The organism is Amycolatopsis sp. NPDC049688 (assembly GCF_040674975.1).
Lineage (GTDB): Bacteria > Actinomycetota > Actinomycetes > Mycobacteriales > Pseudonocardiaceae > Amycolatopsis.
In genome coordinates, this window is the sequence record NZ_JBFANY010000007.1 from 210740 (window position 1) to 226465 (window position 15726).

Here is a 15726-nt window from a genome sequence, read left to right on the forward strand (position 1 = left end):
AAGGGCCGGAAGGCGCAGTTCAGGCCGCCTTCCGCAGCCACTGCTGGTTCGCCACGGTGGTGCACGGGTACTGCTTGACGGCCGCACTGTCCGCCGTCGACCCGGAAACGACGTCCAGGCACTTGCCGCTGTGCCGGGCCACCCACCGCACGTACCCGCCGCTGACGGCCTGGGCCTGCCACTGCTGGTTCGCGCCGCCGTTGCACGTCCACTGCACCGCCGCCGCGCCGTCCGCCGTCGAGGCGTCCGCGACGTCGAGGCACTTGCCGCTGTGACGGGCGATCAGGTTCACGTAGCCGTTGCCGAGGTCGAGCTCGCTCCACTGCTGGTTCCAGCCGCCGTTGCACGTGTACTGCGTCAGCTGCACGCCGTCGTCGCGCCCGGAACCCGGGATGTCGGCGCACTTTCCGCTGTGCCGGGCGACCAGCGTCCCGTACGCGCTGCCCGTGCCGGAACCCGCGACCACGCCGGTCGCCACGTCGATGTCCACCTTCGGCGACCAGCTCATCGAAACCGTGGTGGCACCCGGGAACGAAAGCGGGAGCCACACATACCGTGACTCGTTGACCGGCCGGCTCCACGCGCCCGCCCAGCGGTCACCCATGAACAGGTACGAGGTCGCCTGGGTTCCCTGCAGGGGCAGCACGTACGCCGCCTGGCTGCCGTACCCCGTCGAGTCCCCGAAGTTCGCCAGCCCGCTCCACGTCCCGGTGATGCTGGTGGCCGTGGCGTACTTCTGCTGGTTCGGCTGCCACCCCGTGGCGGCCGAGGTGACCATGAAGTAGACACCGTTGCGCTTGAACATCGCCGGCGCCTCGCGGTACGAGCCGGGCCACAGCGTCTGCACCAGCGCCCCGATGCCGGTGTAGTCGGCGGTGAGCCGGTACACGTTGAGGTCGGCGTTTTCCCTGGCGGCGGAGGCCATGTACGCGGTTCCGTCGTCGTCCTTGAACAGCGTGAGGTCGCGCGACATGTGGACGCCGAGCGGGCGGAAGCTGCCGCGGTAGGAATAGTTTCCGTCCACTGTGGACGACGTGGCCACGGCGGCGCGCGCTTCGGCGTAGTCGTCGCCGTTCTCCTTGTGCATCCACATCACGTACTGCCCGGTCGAGCTGTTGTAGATCACCTTCGGCCGCTCGATCTTGGCCCGGCCCAGCTCGGCCGCGGACGACTGCGTCAGGACGTCGTTGCGGTGCTCCCACGTCTTCAGGTCGGTCGAGCGGTAGACCGAGACCGCCTTGAAGGTGTCGTCGGCGTTGCGGTTCTCGCCGAACCAGTAGTAGTACGCCCCCACCTTGAGCACCCCGCCGCCGTGGGCGTGCACCAGGGCACCGGAGGTGTCGGTGAACTGGCTGCCGTTGGTCACCGTCACCGGCGCAGCGGTCGCGGTGGGCGCGCCGAGCAGGGCGGTGGCGAACACGAACAGGGACAGCACCACGCCACGTCGTCGTAGCACGATGACTCCTTCCGCAGTCTGTTAGCGCTAACAGATCTGCCGGAATTCTAGATCCCACGGACCGGGTGCAGCAGAGCCGAACGTCGGGCAACACGCGCAACGGCCGATTGACCGGCCCCGGCCGGGCCGCTATGTTAGCGCTCACTTCGCGCCTTCCCCGCACGATCGGCACCCGTTGGAGAGCCGGTATGCCCGTTCGACTCTCGGCGACGACGCCGTCGTCGCACCTCGCCCGGCGGCACCGGCCGCTGACCGCGCTCGTCACCGCCCTCGCCCGGGCGAGGGCGCGGCTCGTCAAGTAACAGCGTTCGGCCGGGTGAAATGACCCGGTCGGCCGAACCGGATCCCGGTTCCCGCCGTATTCCCGCAGACGAGGAGCCGACGACACGGAGGGACGACGACGTGGCGCGCGAAGGAACACTCATCGGTGAGCGGTACCGCCTGCTCGGGCCCGCAGGACCCGGCACGACGGCCGGCGTCTGGCGGGCCCGGGACGAACGGCTCGACCGGCTGGTCGCCCTCCGGCCGCTGTTCGACGAGCCGGCGATCCCCTCGCCCCGGACGCCCGTCTGCGACGTCGTCGACGAGGACAGCACGACCTACCTGGTCCTCGAATACCCGGCCTCGCGCACCCTGGCCGAACTGCTCGAGGAGTACGGCGTGTTGCCGCCCGAGCTGGTCGCCCGGCTCGGGACCCGGCTGGCGTCGGTGCTGGCGGCGGCGCACGACGACGGCGTGCTGCACCCCGCCCTCGACCCGGACCGGGTGCTGATCGCCCCCGACGGCCACGCCGAGCTCGCGACGCACACCCCCGTGGCCGGCGGCGAGGCGTACTTCGCCCCGGAGGTGACCGACGGGGGGTTCCCCGACTTCCCGGCCGAGGTGTTCTCCCTCGGCGCCACCCTGTACGCCGCGCTGGAGGGCCATCCACCGGCCCGCTCGGCGTTCGCCCGCAGCGGCAGCACCGGCCGGCCGGTCACCGAGGCCGTGCTGCGGCTGCTGCACCCCGACCCGGCGGCCCGGCCCACCATGGCCGCGGCCGAGCACCTGCTCGGCAGCGTGGCGCCCCGCCACCCGGGGCGGGGCGCCGCCGGCGACTACCGCTGCGTGTAGACCACCCCGAGCTTGTCGACCTCGTCGCCGGCCCGCCCGTGGAAGCCGGCGATCTGCCAGCCGGCCGGGGCCGTCCGGGTCACGCAGTCCGCCGTCGTCGTGCCGCCGGCGAGCGAGCGCCCGAGGTTGGTGGTGAACCGGGCCGAGAAGATCCGCGTCGTGGTGTTGTACTTGCCCTGGCACAGGGTCGCCGTCGTGATGTACTCGCCGCTGCCGAGCGTGAGCGACGCCGGCGTTCCGCCGGTGCCGCCGTGGGTCAGCGCGGTGCCGTTCTCCAGGGTGACCCCGACCTGGTCGACGCGGGACCCGCTGCGCAGCGAGAACGTCCGCACCCGGGCGGCCGCGGGCAGGGTGGCGACGTCGGTGAAGTAGTCGCCGTGCGGGCCGCCGTACTGCTCGGACAGCTGCAGCGCCGGGTTGCGGGTCCAGCTGAACCGCACGGTGATCGGGTCGTGGTCGGACAGCATCTTGCCCGCGCTGTCGAGGAACTTGGCGTGCTCGTTGTTGTAGAGCGTCGCGTCGAGCGAGACGAGCTTGCTGCCGCGGTAGAGGACCTTGTCGACGACCTCGCAGTCGTTGGTGACCGTCTGCTCGTCGCACACCAGCGCCGGGCTGCCGGGAGCCGGCGCGACCCCGCCGCGCACGAGCTTCACCCACGCGTCGGTCAGGCCGTTGTCCGCGGCGAACCCGGCGATCGTGTCGGCCGCGCGGGTGTAGCGCGTGTTGGTGTCGCCCATGACGACGACGGCGTTGCCCGCCGAGTGCGTCCGGATGAACGCGGTCAGCTGCGCCAGGTTCGACGCGCGCGAAGCCTCGTCGCCGTCGTTCGTCCCGGCGTTGGTGTGGGCGTTGTAGAAGTCGACGTACACGCCTTCGGCCAGCCGCACCCGCATGAAGGTGAAGCCCTTCGGGGTCAGGCAGTCCCCGGAGTCGAGCTGGCAGGACGTCCAGCGGGCGCGCTCGAAGTCGTCGGCGTCGTACGGCAGCGACGACAGCGTGTTCAGCCCGCTGCCGATCCCGGCGCCGCCGCTGGTCGGCGTGCGGTACGGGTGCTGGTCGGCGGCGTAGAGCTTGGCGTGGTAGTTGAAGTCCTCCTGGACGTGCACGACGTCGTAGGGGCCGAGCCGCTGCCCGATCGCCGTCGTCGCGGGATCGCGCGGCGTCGGCGCGCTCGAGATCCCCTCGGGCAGGCCGGCGACGTTGTAGCTCAGCACCGAGAAGCTGCCGCCGTCGGCGGCGTGCGCGGCCGCCGGACTGACCACTGTGGACAGAGCGGCGGCGGACAGCAGTGCGGCCAGGCGTTTCTTCACGAGAACTCCCGCAGGATTCGGACGGACAGACCGGTGGGCGTGTAACGCGGAACCACCCGGTATCCCGGGCGGTCGAACCGGATGGCGGCGAACCGGCCGCGCAGCCGCCGCGCGCACAGCACCTCGGCTTCGCGGGCCGGGCCGGGCGCCCGGATCTCCAGGACGCTGCCGCGCTCAAGGGTGGCCTCGCCGCGGACGGACAGCGCCGGGCCGGCCGTGACGGACAGCGTGCCGCCGGTCTGGTGGTAGCCGCCCACGCGGAGGCCGGACACGCGGAGCGTGCCGCCCGCGACGGCGACGTCGCCGCAGCCCAGCGCGTCCGGCGCCGCCGCGACCAGCGTGCCCGCCTCGACGCGGGTGCCGCCGCGGTAGCTGTTGGCGCCGGTCAGGGTCAGGGTCCCGGTGCCCGCCTTCACGAGCCCGCCGTCGCCGCCGATGTCGTTGCGCCAGCTGTCGTTCGCGCTGAACCCGCCCCGCGACGCGTCCATCGTGACGCGCACGGCGGTGTCGAACGCGCCGAAACCGTCGGCCGCGGCGAAGAGGTTCAGCCGTCCCCACAGTTCCGGGCCGTCGAGCAGCGGGTGCCCGGCCGGGAACGCCGTCGTGCGCAGGACTTCCCGCCGCTGCGCCGCGTCGAGGTACGGCAGGCGCGTCTCGAGCAGCACCTCGGCGCCCTTCGGGACGCGCATCGCGGTGCGCGCGGGCCGGCCCGGCAGGCCGTAGGTGGCCCGGCGCGCGACCATCGCGGCGTTGGCCCGGCGGTCGCCGTATTCGTCGGCCCCGGTGTGCGCCCGGGCGAACAGCGTGTCGGCGGTCGTGCCGGTCTGCGCGGTGAAGTACTGCAGCGCCTGCTCCCGCGCGCCCGCCTTGAGCACGGCGTTCTCCGGGTCGGCGAGCGTGGCGGCGGTGAGGGCGGTCGCCATGATGCGGCCGCCGATGACGTCCACCGGCGAGTGCATCCCGGCGACGATCCGCGTGTCGGCCAGGTCGTAGGCCCGCGCCACCAGCTCCTGGAACCGCTCCGGCACCGCGTAGGCCAGTGCGAGGCAGGCGAGGTGGAAGGCGTTGGTGTGGCCGCTGGGGAAGCCCCCGTCGTCGACCGGGCTGCTGCTGCGCTGCCGCAGCAGCTGCGGCGCGACGACCACGTCGGAGCGGTAGACCGGGAACCCGAGCGCGTCGGTCCTGCCGGTGTCCTCGACCTTGCTGTCGGCGGTCAGCCGCCACGGCCGCGGGTACTGGTAGGCGTACTTGCTCGGGTTGCCCGAGGCGAAGGTGCCCCGGACGGTGTCGACGAGCTGCGCCACCAGGCCGAGCGCGGAGTCGTGCGAACCGGCACCGAGGGCCGAGCCCGCCGGCGCGTCCGCCGGGACGGCGTCGTCGATCTTCGACGGCGGCGTGCCGTCGGGTGCGGTGGTGATGCCGGTGACAGCCCGCGCGCCGCGGCGGTAGAGGTCTGCAAGCGGCCCGAGGCCATCGATGGCGGCGTAGGACTGGTGCTGGCGGTCGAAGACGAACGCGCGCTTGGCTTCGGCGTCGGTCCGGGTGCGGGTGACGGCGACGCAGTGCCGGACGTTCGTGCGCAGCACCTCCGCGTCGAGCACGACCCCACTGTCCCAAGTGGACCCGGTGCGCCAGAGCCGCTGCATCCCGCTCAGGATCCGCACGACCGCGTTGGTTTCCGGGGTGCGGTTCGCCGGAAGGTTGGTGCGGTAGGCGTCGACGAACGCCGTTTCCTCCGCCCAGGCGGGCACGCCCAGCACGGTCGGCACGGCGGCAACGGCGGGGACGAGGGCGGACCAGCGCAGGAAGGTCCGCCGGTCCAGGGGCACAGGGGTCAACTCGGTCTCCTGAGGAGGCGCGCGGCGACGGCCGGAAAAAGCGCGCGGGGGAATTCGCTGCGGAAATGATCAGCGGCGGGCCGGGCGGGGTCAAGGAGCGTCCGGAGTAATTCGCCGGGCAGTAACCTGATCTTTTGCGGGGGTACCGTCAATTCGACGAATTCACCCGATCCGGCCGAGCGGGGATGGCCACGAACGGGGAAACGTCCCCGACGTTTCCGCCGGGCACCGATTGTGGTTCCCCATGACCGAGCATCCGCCCACCGCTTCGCCGGCCGAACCTGCCGCGAACCCGCGGCGTCTGGCACGATCGGCCCGTGACCAGCAGCCGGCGGATGCGCGGACTCGCGATGGCGGCTGCCCTCCTGCTGGTGCTCGCCGCCTGCACCGACGGCTTCGGCGGCCTCAAGCTGCGGATCGCCGCCGGCAACCCCGACGGGGTCTACGACAAGCTGGCCCAGACCCTCGCCACGGCGTGGCAGAACGGCCTGGACATCGACCGGCCGCAGGTGCTGCAGACGCAGGGGTCGCCCGACAACGTCGCCAAGGTGCTCGCCGGCCAGGCCGAGGTCGCCTTCGTCGCCGCCGACGTCGCCGCGGACCAGTACCGGGACAACCCCGGGCTGGCCGCGCTCGCCCGGATCCACGACGACTACCTGCACCTGGTGGTCCGCCGGGACTCCGACATCCAGTCGGTGGGGCAGCTGCACGGCCGCCGGATCGCGGTCGGCTCGCCGGACTCCGGCGTCGAGTACATCGCCGAACGCCTGCTGGACGTGGCCAACCTGACCGGCTCGGTCACCAAGTTCCGGCTCGGCCTCAACGACTCCGTCGCCGCGCTGCTGAACGGCCAGGTCGACGCGCTGGTCTGGTCCGGCGGCCTGCCGACGCCGAAGCTGGCGGGCTACAACGGCCGGGGCTCGCTGCGGCTGCTCGACATCGGCGGCCTGATGCCGAAGATGCAGGCCATCAGCCCGGTCTACGGCACGGCGACCATCCCGGCGAGCACGTACAGCCAGCTCCTGCCGGTGACCACGCTGGTGGTGCCGAACTTCCTGGTGGTCTCGAAGTCGATGGGCGACGACGTCGCCGAAGCACTGGTCCGCGGCCTGTTCGACGCCCGCCCCCAGCTGGCGGAGGCCAACCCGGCGGCACTGTCGATCGACGTCCACCCGGGCATCGAGACCCAGCCGATCCCGCTGCACCCCGGCGCGCTGCGGTACTACCGGGCGCAGAAGACCTAGGCCACCGGGAACACCATCGCGATCCGGAGCCCGCCGCCCTCGGGCAGGTCCAGCTCCAGTTCCCCGTCCGAGTGCGCGACGATCTCGCTCACGATCGCCAGCCCCAGCCCCGAACCCGGCACGTTCTGGTGCGCCGGGCTCCGCCAGAACCGGTCGCGGGCGCGGTCCAGCTCGTCCGGCCGCAGCCCCGGCCCGTGGTCCCGCACCGACAACCGGACCCGGTCGTCCTCGCGGGTGACCGCGATCCGGATCTCCGTGCCCGCCGCGGTGAACTTCAGCGCGTTGTCGAGCAGCGCGTCCAGGATCGTCTCGGCGCCGCGCGGGGGCATCCGGACCGTGGCACCGTCGCCGGCCGTTTCCACCACCAGGCGCACGTCCCGGGCCTCGCCGACCACCGACCAGTCGGCCACCCGCTCGGCGACGGCCTCGTCCAGCACCACCGGGTCCAGCTCGCCGCCGGAGGCCTCGGCGCGGGCCATCGACAGCAGCCCGTCCAGGATCTGGTGCAGCCGGCCCGCGTCGACCCGCGCCGCCTCCAGGTCGGCCGCCGCCGGCTCGTCGTCGACGTGGCCCTCGAGGTTGCCGAGCCGGATCTTCAGCGCCGTCAACGGGTTGCGCAGCTGGTGGGACGCGTCGGCGACGAACGCGCGTTGCGCGGCCAGCGCGCCCGACACGCTCGAAGCCATCCGGTCGAACGACCGCCCGAGCTGACGCAGCTCCGGTGGCCCGCTGCCCTCCCCCACCGGCTCGGCCTCCCGCCCGCCGACCACGGACGCCACCAGCGCGCCGGTCGCGTCGTCGAGCCGCTGCACCGGCCGCAGAATCCACCGGACCACCGGGATCGCCACGGCCAGCGCCAGCGTGAAGGCGAGGATCCCGCCCGCGGCGAGCAGCAGCCACCACCACAGGACGTCGGCGCGCTCGGCACCGGTTTCGGACAGCGTGAGCACCGCGCCGTGCACCTCGCCGTCGGCGAGCACCGGCTCGGCGAGCACCAGCGGCGTCGAATCCCACGGCATCAGCACGCCGGCGGGCTGGGACCGGCGGCCGGCGAGCGCCTCGTGGATCGGGCCGCTGAACCGTTCGGCCTTCAGGTCGATCTGCGCGGCCGACGGCCCGAGCGAGCTGGCGAACAGCTTGCTGTCCTGGTCGACGACCACGACGTGCACGCCGTACACCTCGTCGTAGCGGACCAGGTCGGATTCGATCAGCGACTGGTTGTTGTCCAGCAGCGGGCGTTGCGCCAGCGACGCGAACCGGGCGGTGTCGGTCAGCCGGTCGAGGAACAGGTCCTGCTGCGCGCCCGCGGCGATGCTGCGGGCCAGCGGGATGCCGAGGCCGAACACCAGCAACGCGACCAGCGTCAGCACGATGCCCTGCAGCCGGACGCGCACGCTCAGCTCCGGGCGACCTGGCCGCCGAGCCGGTACCCGACCCCGCGGACGGTCTCGATCAGCGCCGGCCGGCCCAGCTTCGTCCGCAGCGTCGCGACGTGGACGTCCAGCGAGCGGCTCTCCGCCGGGCCGCGGTGCCCCCACACCTCGGTGAGCACCTGCTCGCGCGAGCACACCGCGCCGCGGGCGTTCGCGACCAGCGCGAGCACCTGGAACTCCTTGCGGGACAACGCGACGGCCTTCCCGCCGACCAGCACCTCGTGCCGGGCCAGGTCGACGCTGACGTCCCCCACCCGGATGACCACCGGTTCAGCGACATGTTCTCCCCGGCGGCGGCGCACGGCCTCCACCCGGGCGAGCAGCTCCTCGACGTCGTAGGGCTTGACGAGGTAGTCGTCGGCGCCCGCGCGCAGGCCCTGGATCCGGTCGTCGACCTCGCCGCGCGCCGACACGACGATGATCGCGACGTCGCTGACCGCGCGGATCTGGCGGCACAGCGTCACGCCGTCGATGTCCGGCAGGCCCAGGTCGAGCAGGATGACGTCGACCTCGTGCACCCGGTCGAGCACGCCGGCGCCGGTGGCCAGCCGGGCGATCGCCAGGCCGCGGCGGGTCAGCGCCGGGATGAGCGCACCCGCGACCCGGTCGTCGTCCTCCACCAGCAGCACCCGCACCCGTCCGCCTCCCATGGTGGCCCGCTCCACCGGCCGGTAAGCGAACTGTAGGACGTCCGGGCGGCCCCCGCACCGGCCACCCGGACGGTCACCCACCGTGACCCCGGGTGGACACCCACCGAAACGGACATCGATACTCAGTTGAAACCCTAAGTATTGCTCAAGCGGCCTTGCCAGCCGGGGGAGCAACGGTAGGTTCTCGCCATCGCGTGGTGACCCATGCCCGAATTGCACGAACGACCCGGGAGGCCAGATGACCGCGGAGGTGGCGGCGCCGATGATCAAGGCGTCCGCCGTGAACAAGTACTTCGGCGACCTGCACGTGCTCAGGGAGATCACGCTCGAGGTGCCTCGCGGCCAGGTCGTCGTGGTGCTCGGCCCGTCGGGCTCGGGCAAGTCGACGCTGTGCCGGGCGATCAACCGGCTGGAGCCGATCAACTCGGGCGAGATCGCCGTCGACGGCGTCCCGCTGCCCGCCGAGGGCAAGGCACTGGCCGCGCTGCGGGCCGACGTCGGCATGGTGTTCCAGTCGTTCAACCTGTTCGCGCACAAGACCATCGTCGAGAACGTCATGCTCGCGCCGGTGAAGGTCCGCAAGACCTCGCAGGCCGAAGCCCGCAAGACGGCGATGGAGCTGCTGGAGCGCGTCGGCATCGCCAACCAGGCCGACAAGTACCCGGCGCAGCTTTCGGGTGGCCAGCAGCAGCGCGTCGCCATCGCGCGGGCCCTGGCCATGCGGCCCAAGGTGATGCTGTTCGACGAGCCGACCTCGGCGCTGGACCCGGAGATGGTCCAGGAGGTCCTCGACGTGATGACCGGGCTGGCCAAGGACGGCATGACGATGCTCGTCGTCACCCACGAGATGGGCTTCGCCCGGCGGGCAGCCGATCGGGTGATCTTCATGGCCGACGGCGAGATCGTCGAGGACACGACGCCGGAAGAGTTCTTCACCGCGCCGAAGAGCGAGCGCGCGAAGGACTTCCTCGGCAAGATCCTGACCCACTGAGAACAACGTTCCGCGGCGCCGTCGGCGTCCGGGTGACGACACACAGGAGAGATTCACATGAGGATCCGCACCCTCGCGGTGGGACTGCTCGCCGGCGGGCTGGCGCTGACCACGCTGACCGCCTGCGGCAAGGAAGGCTCGCCGACTTCGCCCGGTTCGGGCGACCAGAGCGGCACGAACGCCCCCGCGGCGCTGACCTACCCGGTCGCGCAGGGCGTCGACCTGGCCGGCTCCCCGGTGTTCGCCAAGATGAAGTCGGCGGGTGCGCTGACCGTCGGCGCCAAGGACGACCAGCCGGGCCTCGGCATGAAGGACCCGACGACCGGCAAGTTCGGCGGCTTCGACATCGAGATCGCCAAGCTCGTCTCGGCCGGCCTCGGGTTCGACCCGGAGAAGATCACCTTCCGCACGGTCGACTCGGGCGCGCGTGAGCAGACGATCGCGAACGGCGACGTGAACTACTACGTCGGCACCTACTCGATCACCGACAAGCGCAAGGCGCTGGTCTCCTTCGCCGGCCCGTACTTCGTCGCGGGCCAGGACCTGCTCGTCCGCAAGGACGACAACTCGATCACCGGCCCGGAGACCCTCAAGGGCAAGAAGGTCTGCTCGGTCACCGGCTCGACCCCGATCCAGAAGGTCCGGCAGCAGAACCTGACCGAGCCGAACAACATCGTCGAGTTCCAGAAGTACTCGCAGTGCGTCGAGAAGCTGCAGTCGAAGGATGTCGACGCGGTCACCACCGACGACGCGATCCTGAAGGGCTACGCCGCCCAGGAGCCGGACAGCCTGAAGGTCGTCGGCAAGACGTTCTCGACCGAGAAGTACGGCATCGGCCTGAACAAGGACGACAAGGTGCTGCGCGACAAGGTCAACGAGATCCTGCAGAAGGCGCTGGACGACGGCACCTGGCAGAAGATCTACGACGCCACCCTCGGCAAGTCGGGTTCGACCGCGACCAAGCCGACCCTCGAGAAGTACTGACGCTCGCGTGACGGCCGGTGGATCGGGCTTCCCGGTCCACCGGCCTTCTCCATCCATCCCATGACCACGGACGCGGGGAAGGCTCCATGGACGTCCTGTTCAACAACCTGGACCTGTTCGGTCCGTTCTTCCTCACCACGATCGAGCTGTTCCTGCTCTCGGCCGTCGGCAGCCTGATCTGGGGCACGATCCTGGCGATGCTGCGGGTGAGCCCGGTCCCCGTCTTCCGCGCCGTCGGCACGGCGTACGTGACGATCGCCCGGAACACCCCGCTCACCCTGGTGTTCGCGTTCTTCGTGTTCGCGTACCCGCTGCTGGACATCGTCAAGCTGGACTACTTCCCGGCCGCGGTGACCGCCCTGACCGTCTACACGTCGGCGTTCATCTGTGAGGTCGTGCGCTCGGGCATCAACACCGTGCCGGTCGGGCAGGCCGAGGCGGGCCGGGCGCTGGGGCTGACCTTCGGCCAGATCCTCGGCCAGGTCGTGCTGCCGCAGGCGCTGCGCTCGGTGGTGCCGCCGCTGATCAGCACCCTGATCGCGCTGCTGAAGAACACCACCATCGCCGCCGGTTTCTCGGTCGCCGAGGCGGGCGCGATCCGGTCGTACCTGTCCGAACGCGGCGAGAACCAGCTGATCGGCCTGCTGTGGGTCGCCCTCGGCTTCATCATCCTGGTCGCTGTGCTGTCGTTCGTCCAACGCAGCCTGGAGAAGCGCTGGAGCGTGGCCCGATGAGGGAGCTTGCGACCGAATCATTCAACACTGCGCCTGCGGCTCAGGCCGCACCGAGCGTCAGCGAGGTGTGCGCATGAGCAACGTCCTGTTCGACGTCCCGGGCCCGAAGGCGCGGCTCCGGTACCGGACCTACGCGGTCGTCGGCATCGTCGTGGTCCTCGCGTTCATCGCCTACATCGGGTGGCGCTTCTACGACAGCGGCCAGTTCACCGCCCGCAAGTGGGAGTGGCTGCAGTACGCGCAGGTGCAGCGCGACCTGGCCAACGCGGTGCTTTCGACGCTGCAGGCGTTCGCCGCCGCGGCCGTGCTGGCGCTGATCTTCGGCGCGATCTTCGCCGCCGGCCGGCTGTCGGACCACGCCTGGATCCGCGGGATCGCCACGTTCGTCGTCGAGTTCTTCCGTGCCATCCCCGCGCTGATCCTGATGTTCCTGTTCTACTTCGGCCTGCCGACCGTCGGCGTGCCGACGAGCCCGTTCCTCGGCGTGGTCTTCGGCCTCACGCTGTACAACGGCTCGGTGCTCGCCGAGGTCTTCCGCGCGGGCATCCAGTCGCTGCCGAAGGGGCAGAGCGAAGCCGCGTACGCGCTGGGCATGCGCAAGACGCAGGTGATGTTCCTGGTGCTGCTGCCGCAGGCGATCCGGGCGATGCTGCCGACGATCATCAGCCAGCTGGTCGTGCTGCTGAAGGACACCGCGCTCGGCTTCATCATCACCTACCAGGAGCTGCTGTACTACGCGCGCTACATCGGTTCGCAGGGCGCGTTCGGCCGGCCGATCGTCCCGTCGACGATCGTGGCGACCGCCATCTACGTCGTGATGTGCCTGCTGCTGACGGCGCTGGCGACGTACCTGGAGCGGCGCAACCGGCGCAACAAGAAGGTCGTGACGGCCGGGCCCGTCATGACCGACGACCTCGCGGCCGCGTCCGCCTGAGTCACCCGTCCGAGGCCCCCGGGATCCGTCCCGGGGGCCTTGTCGTGTCCCGGGGCGTCCCCTAGCGTCGGGCGCATGGGTGTCGCACTGGTGACCGGCAGTTCCCGCGGCCTCGGCCGGGTGATCGCCCGCCGGCTGGCCAGAGATGGGTTCGCGGTGGCGGTCAACGGCCTCCACGACGACGCCGACCTCAAGACGGCCGCGGAGGGCATCCTCGGCGAGGGCGGCCACGCGGCGGCGTTCGCCGCGGACGTGACCGACCGGCGCCAGGTCGGCGAGCTGGTCGACGCGGTCACGGCGCTGCTCGGCCCGATCGGGGTGCTGGTGCTCAACGCGACGGGCCCGCAGCCGGAAGCGCCCCTGGCGGGCGTCGGCTGGCCGGACCACCTGGCCCAGCTGGACTTCTTCGTGCGGTCACCGGTGCTCCTCGGGCACGCGGTGCTGCCGGGGATGCGCGCCCGCGGCCACGGCCGCATCGTGCACGTCGACTCGGAGGTGGCGGACCGCCCGCCACCGGGCCGCTCGGCGTACGCGACGGCCAAGAGCGCCCAGATCGGCCTGGCCCGGGCGTGGGCCCGCGAGCTGGCGCCGGACGGCATCACGGTCAACACGGTGGCACCGGGGTTCATCCCGGTGGAGCGGCACGCTTCGGTGCCGGCTGCCGAGCGCGAGGAGTACCGGGCCTCGGTCCCGGCGGGCCGCCTGGGCACCCCGGAGGACGTGGCGGCGGCGGTGAGCTTCTTCGCCTCGGAGGAGGCGGGCTTCGTCACCGGCCAGCGTCTGCTGGTCGACGGCGGCCGCGCCCTCGGCTGAGCCCCGGTGGCGGAAAATGCGTTCCGCGGCCGGCGGCGGCCTCGCTAACCTCGCCCGCATGCCGACCTACCGCGTCCTCGTCCGGGGCAAGTTCGACCGTCCTGCGGAAGCCGTCCGCGAAAAGCTGCGGGCCGGCTCGGGCGGGGAGGGCCTCGCCGACCTGTCGTTCAGCGAACACGGGACACTCAGTTACAGCAACCACCTGGGTGGGTTCAGTTTCCGCGTCGCCGTCGAGGTCGCGGCAGGCGACGACGCCACGGCGCGGGCGCACGACCACGCCGAGCTGATGGCGATGGAACTGCTGGACCGCGAGGGGTACCCGTACCGCGACCTGACGGTCAGCTCGACCTGCATGGACGACGTCAAGGTCAACCGCCGCTGACGGCCGCCCGCCGGCCGGTCCGCAGCACCGCCAGCACCCCCAGGACCAGCACGAGAGCCAGCCCGAGCGCGGCCCACATCGCCACGTGCAGCTGAAGCAGTCCGCCGGCGAAGGCGCCGGCGAGCATCGCCCCCACCGCGGCGACCTTCCGCAGCGGGTGCGCACCCGGCCCGCCGGCCGCCTTCGAATCGGCGGCGAAGCCGGTCAGCGTCATCGTCAGCACGGTCGTCGTCAGATCGGGCGCACCGATGCGGCGGACGGCCGCGTTCTGCAGGCCCATCGCCAGCCCGAGCGCGACGATCAGCAGTTCCGCGCCCAGCCGCGGGCCACCACCGAGGGTCGCGGACAGCACGACGGCGACCGCGATGAGCGCCGCCTGCACGGCGGTCGCCTGGCGCAGGGCGGCGTAGTCGTCTTCCCGGCGGGCGAGCCGGCCGCCGGCGAGCGCCCCGGCCAGGAACGCGAGCACGGCGGTGAGGGAGGCGAGCACGGACAGCGTCGTCTCGCCGGCCGCGGCGAACCCGAGGAAGACGACGTTCCCGGTCATGTTGGCGACGAAGACCCGGCCCAGCCCGAGGAAGCTGACGGCGTCGACGACCCCGGTGACGACGGTCAGCGTCAGCAGCAGCGCCGCCAGGTCCCGCGGTTTCGGTTCAGCCATGCGGGCAGTCAACCACCCTGCGCGTGAACGCGCGGTCCCCGAGTGCGTCGGTGTTGTCCACGAACTGGTCGATCGCCCCGGTCAGGGCGGGCGGCCGCGCCCCCGCGAGCAACGCCGTCACGAAGCGGCCGGCGTGGATCACCTGGAACGGGCGGTCGTGGTAGCCGCTCGCCCGCGGCTCCACGGGATCGGTGAGGCCGAGGTCGTTGTGCAGCCGGGCGACGCACTCGTACGCGGCCACGAGGTGCCGCTCGCGCTCGCGCCAGGCGGTCGCCGCCAGCGCGGCGGTGAGGTGCGGGGTGAGCGGCACCGCCGCGGGCAGGCGCGCGAAGGCGCTGCCGAGCCACTTGCTGTACGGCGGGTACCGGCGCGCCATGAGCAGGCACAGCCGCATCAGGTCCCGGACGAGCCGCGCGGCGACGACCGCGGACCCCAGTTCGTCCCCGGCCTCGCCGCACCGGCCGGCGAACGCCTCCTCCTGGCCGATCCGCTGCCATTGGCACGCCAGGACGTACCGCCAGATGTCTTCCGGATACCAGGCGACGGCCCGCCGCAGGGTTTCGAGCCCGAGGTCGTCGTGGAAGACGGCGCCGCCGGTGAACTCGGCGAAGATCTGGGTGGGGGTCGCGAGCCAGTCGGCCCGCGCCGGCCGCCGCGGGTCGAACCCGAGGGCTCCGCGGACCCAGTCGTCGAGTCCCGCGACGACGACGCCGTGGTCGCCCCGGCCGGTTGTCGGGGCGAGGTGCCGGGTGCCGTGTTCGTCGGTGACGAAGTGCGTCGGATACCCCAGGAAGGTGCGTGGGAGGTGGTCGGCGAGCAGGGCGGGGATCCGTTCGCGGTCGCTTTCGGCGAACAGCAGCAGCCGCGGTCCCCAGTTGTGGTCGGTGGAGCGGGGCGAGTCGAAGCCCAGCACTTCGGAGCCGGGCCCGACGAGCGCGGCGCTGTACCGGAGCCGCGGGAGCTCGCGGCGCAGAATCGGGCGGACCGCCTCGGCGTGAAAACGCCGGGACAGTTCGATTCCGGGGGTGAATTCCATGGGCTCATTATGTCGCGCGAAGGCGCGAAGCGCGCTTCATTATGCGAAGCTGCTTCGCAGCGCTTCGCGGCCGATTTCCGTTGTCACATAGGCGAAACACCGACCTCCTTGCGGTGAATCCGCGCGCGGCGCGCCCCGTTTTGTCGG

Annotated in this window: 15 protein-coding genes; 8 read left to right on the forward strand and 7 right to left on the reverse strand. The window is 71.8% G+C overall.

The genetic code is table 11. From position 1 onward, the window contains the following. Positions 1-19 precede the first annotated feature (19 nt). Positions 20-1456 carry an RICIN domain-containing protein gene (locus AB0J55_RS24270; protein WP_364252505.1) on the reverse strand — a complete coding sequence of 479 codons (1437 nt, stop codon included), beginning with the start codon at positions 1454-1456 and terminating at the stop codon, positions 20-22. Positions 1457-1858: 402 nt separating this feature from the next. Between AB0J55_RS24270 and AB0J55_RS24275 the strand changes: the two genes are divergently transcribed. Continuing rightward, positions 1859-2569, forward strand: a complete 711-nt coding sequence (locus AB0J55_RS24275) for a serine/threonine protein kinase (RefSeq protein WP_364252508.1) — start codon at positions 1859-1861, stop codon at positions 2567-2569. Here AB0J55_RS24275 and AB0J55_RS24280 read toward each other — a convergent pair. Further along, entirely contained in the window at positions 2554-3879 is a 1326-nt protein-coding gene (locus AB0J55_RS24280; protein ID WP_364252511.1) for a jacalin-like lectin, read from the reverse strand. The two genes, AB0J55_RS24275 and AB0J55_RS24280, sit on opposite strands and share 16 nt — an antisense overlap. Further along, entirely contained in the window at positions 3876-5708 is a 1833-nt protein-coding gene (locus tag AB0J55_RS24285) for a phosphatase PAP2 family protein (RefSeq protein ID WP_364253083.1), read from the reverse strand. The genes AB0J55_RS24280 and AB0J55_RS24285 overlap by 4 nt, the downstream gene beginning before the upstream one ends. 326 nt (positions 5709-6034) lie before the next feature. Here AB0J55_RS24285 and AB0J55_RS24290 point away from each other — a divergent pair, with 326 nt between their 5' ends. Continuing rightward, entirely contained in the window at positions 6035-6961 is a 927-nt protein-coding gene (locus AB0J55_RS24290) for a TAXI family TRAP transporter solute-binding subunit (RefSeq protein ID WP_364252514.1), read from the forward strand. On the opposite strand, the gene AB0J55_RS24295 is transcribed toward AB0J55_RS24290, so the two are convergent. Further along, positions 6958-8355 carry a HAMP domain-containing sensor histidine kinase gene (locus tag AB0J55_RS24295; RefSeq protein ID WP_364252517.1) on the reverse strand — a complete coding sequence of 466 codons (1398 nt, stop codon included), beginning with the start codon at positions 8353-8355 and terminating at the stop codon, positions 6958-6960. The genes AB0J55_RS24290 and AB0J55_RS24295 overlap by 4 nt on opposite strands. 2 nt (positions 8356-8357) lie before the next feature. Then, positions 8358-9029 carry a response regulator transcription factor gene (locus AB0J55_RS24300; RefSeq protein ID WP_364253086.1) on the reverse strand — a complete coding sequence of 224 codons (672 nt, stop codon included), beginning with the start codon at positions 9027-9029 and terminating at the stop codon, positions 8358-8360. 277 nt (positions 9030-9306) lie between these two features. On the opposite strand from AB0J55_RS24300, the gene AB0J55_RS24305 reads away from it, so the two are divergent. The 6 genes from AB0J55_RS24305 to AB0J55_RS24330 all read left to right on the forward strand — a co-directional run bounded on the left by AB0J55_RS24305 (position 9307) and on the right by AB0J55_RS24330 (position 13882). After that, entirely contained in the window at positions 9307-10035 is a 729-nt protein-coding gene (locus AB0J55_RS24305) for an amino acid ABC transporter ATP-binding protein (protein WP_003054447.1), read from the forward strand. 57 nt (positions 10036-10092) lie between these two features. Next, positions 10093-11019, forward strand: a complete 927-nt coding sequence (locus AB0J55_RS24310) for a glutamate ABC transporter substrate-binding protein (protein ID WP_364252520.1) — start codon at positions 10093-10095, stop codon at positions 11017-11019. 86 nt (positions 11020-11105) lie between these two features. Further along, positions 11106-11753: an amino acid ABC transporter permease gene (locus AB0J55_RS24315; RefSeq protein ID WP_364252523.1), complete on the forward strand. Its 648-nt coding sequence runs from the start codon at positions 11106-11108 to the stop codon at positions 11751-11753. 73 nt (positions 11754-11826) lie between these two features. After that, entirely contained in the window at positions 11827-12687 is an 861-nt protein-coding gene (locus AB0J55_RS24320) for an amino acid ABC transporter permease (protein ID WP_364252526.1), read from the forward strand. A gap of 75 nt (positions 12688-12762) precedes the next feature. Next, complete coding sequence (locus AB0J55_RS24325) at positions 12763-13500, forward strand: SDR family oxidoreductase (RefSeq protein WP_364252529.1); 738 nt, start codon at positions 12763-12765, stop codon at positions 13498-13500. A gap of 58 nt (positions 13501-13558) precedes the next feature. Further along, positions 13559-13882 carry a DUF6204 family protein gene (locus tag AB0J55_RS24330; protein ID WP_364252532.1) on the forward strand — a complete coding sequence of 108 codons (324 nt, stop codon included), beginning with the start codon at positions 13559-13561 and terminating at the stop codon, positions 13880-13882. On the opposite strand, the gene AB0J55_RS24335 is transcribed toward AB0J55_RS24330, so the two are convergent. Next, complete coding sequence (locus tag AB0J55_RS24335) at positions 13869-14543, reverse strand: YoaK family protein (protein ID WP_364252535.1); 675 nt, start codon at positions 14541-14543, stop codon at positions 13869-13871. The genes AB0J55_RS24330 and AB0J55_RS24335 overlap by 14 nt on opposite strands. Next, complete coding sequence (locus tag AB0J55_RS24340; RefSeq protein WP_364252538.1) at positions 14536-15579, reverse strand: DUF4037 domain-containing protein; 1044 nt, start codon at positions 15577-15579, stop codon at positions 14536-14538. The genes AB0J55_RS24335 and AB0J55_RS24340 overlap by 8 nt, the downstream gene beginning before the upstream one ends. Between the last annotated feature and the right edge of the window lie 147 nt (positions 15580-15726).

Coding starts and splice junctions, on each gene's coding strand:
- AB0J55_RS24305 (WP_003054447.1), top strand. CDS start 9,307: ATGATCAAGGCGTCCGCCGTGAACAAGTACTTCGGCGACCTGCACGTG.
- AB0J55_RS24310 (WP_364252520.1), top strand. CDS start 10,093: ATGAGGATCCGCACCCTCGCGGTGGGACTGCTCGCCGGCGGGCTGGCG.
- AB0J55_RS24315 (WP_364252523.1), top strand. CDS start 11,106: ATGGACGTCCTGTTCAACAACCTGGACCTGTTCGGTCCGTTCTTCCTC.
- AB0J55_RS24320 (WP_364252526.1), top strand. CDS start 11,827: ATGAGCAACGTCCTGTTCGACGTCCCGGGCCCGAAGGCGCGGCTCCGG.
- AB0J55_RS24325 (WP_364252529.1), top strand. CDS start 12,763: ATGGGTGTCGCACTGGTGACCGGCAGTTCCCGCGGCCTCGGCCGGGTG.
- AB0J55_RS24330 (WP_364252532.1), top strand. CDS start 13,559: ATGCCGACCTACCGCGTCCTCGTCCGGGGCAAGTTCGACCGTCCTGCG.
- AB0J55_RS24335 (WP_364252535.1), bottom strand. CDS start 14,543: ATGGCTGAACCGAAACCGCGGGACCTGGCGGCGCTGCTGCTGACGCTG.
- AB0J55_RS24340 (WP_364252538.1), bottom strand. CDS start 15,579: ATGGAATTCACCCCCGGAATCGAACTGTCCCGGCGTTTTCACGCCGAG.